At 35.8% G+C, this 2,128-nt stretch carries 2 protein-coding genes; one reads left to right on the plus strand and one right to left on the minus strand.

The annotated features are described in order from the left end of the window. On the plus strand, positions 1–631 hold a 631-nt coding region (locus P8M54_RS05385; RefSeq protein WP_300285990.1), incomplete at its 5' end, for a sulfite exporter TauE/SafE family protein. A gap of 106 nt (positions 632–737) precedes the next feature. Here P8M54_RS05385 and P8M54_RS05390 read toward each other — a convergent pair. Further along, positions 738–2,128: SulP family inorganic anion transporter (locus tag P8M54_RS05390; RefSeq protein WP_300285992.1), on the minus strand; the 1,391-nt coding region annotated here is incomplete at its 5' end.

The raw sequence follows: 2,128 nt of genomic DNA on the forward strand, positions 1-2,128 counted from the left end.
CACCGCTATGATAGGTTCCATTGGACATTATAAATTGGGTAATTTAAAAATGAAGTCAGCGGTAATTTTTGCTGTCCCATCCATAATATCTCTTTTATTCATTCGAAAAATAATGCTCCCATTGCTGCCTTCAACACTTGCAACCGTAGATGGTTTTGTCATAACCAAGGATTTATTAATTATGGTGGTCTTTGCTTTTCTTATGATTGCAACCTCCTATTCAATGATAAAAAAATCAAAAAAACCCATTGAATCTCCTGAAATTAATTTCGTTAAACTAGGAATCGTTGGCTTATTGGTTGGTTTGATAATAGGATTTTTAGGCGCAGGTGGCGGCTTTTTAATCATTCCAGCACTCCTGTTTTTTGGAAATCTACCTATGAAACAAGCCATTGGGACTTCCCTATTTATCATCTTTATCAATTCGATGATTGGTTTTACTGGCGATATTATTGGCGGTATTGAGGTAGATTATACTTTTCTTGGCATAATTTCGTGCATGGCCATATTAGGATTAGCAATTGGTACTTACCTATCCAAAAAAATAGATGGTCGTAAGCTAAAGCCCGCATTTGGTTGGTTTGTACTCGTAATGGGGATTTATATTATTGCCAAAGAGTTACTATTTTAACACTAGACTTGAGTATCTTCCCAAAAGATCCTATCTGCAATTATCAATACTCGAAAATAGAATAGAAATAAAAATAGGCTTTGAAAAATTCAAAGCCTATTTTTATTTAATCAACTGCTACCTTATAAGTTGGATCTTCTATAATATTGACTTCGATCACTTCTTCGGCATTGTGTAAAAGCTGGCGGCAATCAGCACTTAGGTGTCTTAGATGCACCTTTTTATGAATCTTTGCATACCGTTCTGTAATTTTGTTTAAAGCATCAATGGCACTCATATCGGCTATTTTACTTTCTTTAAAATCGATAATAACTTCCTTTGGATCATTTAGAATATCAAATTTTTCAGCGAACGCTGTGGTTGAACCAAAAAATAATGGTCCATATATTTCATAATGCTTCACTCCATTGTTATCTATGTACTTCTTGGCACGAATACGCTTTGCGCTTTCCCATGCAAAGACAAGAGCTGATATAATTACACCTATTAATACGGCTAAAGCCAAATTGTGCAACATAATGGTTATGATAGCAACTAAAATTCCAACAAAAATATCGTGCTTAGGCATTTTATTGATAATGCGGAAACTAATCCATTCAAAGGTACCAATGGCAACCATAACCATTACCCCTACTAAAGCGGCAATTGGTAATTTTTCGATAACAGGAGCTCCAAATAGGATTATAATTAAAATGGTAAATGCTGCAACGATTCCTGACAAACGGGCTCTTGAACCAGCAGAAAGATTAACTAGAGTTTGCGCAATCATAGGGCAACCGCCCATACCAAAGAAAAAACCATTTAAAATATTAGCACTTCCTTGTGCAATGCATTCTCTGTTGCCTTTTCCTTTAGTTCCTGTAATTTCATCTACTAAATTCAAAGTCAATAAGCCTTCCGTAAGACCAACAGATGCCATTATTAAAGCATAAGGAAAAATTAATTGTAGTGTGACAAAAGTTAAAGGAATATTTGGAATATGAAAAGGAGGGAAACCACCACTAATCGAAGCAATATCCGCTACTGTTTTAGTTTGTATTCCCAATCCTAGGACCAAACCAAACACTATAAGTATCGCTACCAAAGAGGCCGGAATTGCTTTTGAGACCTTCGGAAATAATAGCACAATAGCGATTGTTAATGCGACAAGCCCAATCATAATGTATAATGGATTCCCAGATAACCAAACTGTCTCGCCATTTACAATAGTTTTAAACTGCTCTAATTGAGACATAAAAATAATAATAGCTAATCCATTCACAAAACCGAACATTACGGGCTGTGGAACTAACCGAATGAATTTACCTAATTTAAATAGTCCTACTAAAATTTGGATTAGACCGGCTAAGGCGACCGCTGCAAAAACATATTCTAATCCGTTTGACTTCATTAAAGCAATCAAAACAATTACTGTTGCTCCCGCGCCTCCGGAGACCAATCCAGGTCTACCACCAAAAATAGCGGTTACAAGTCCCATAATAAAAGCAGCATATAGTC

The sequence above is a fragment of the Flavobacterium sp. genome (genome assembly GCF_029242675.1).
Classification (GTDB): domain Bacteria; phylum Bacteroidota; class Bacteroidia; order Flavobacteriales; family Flavobacteriaceae; genus Flavobacterium.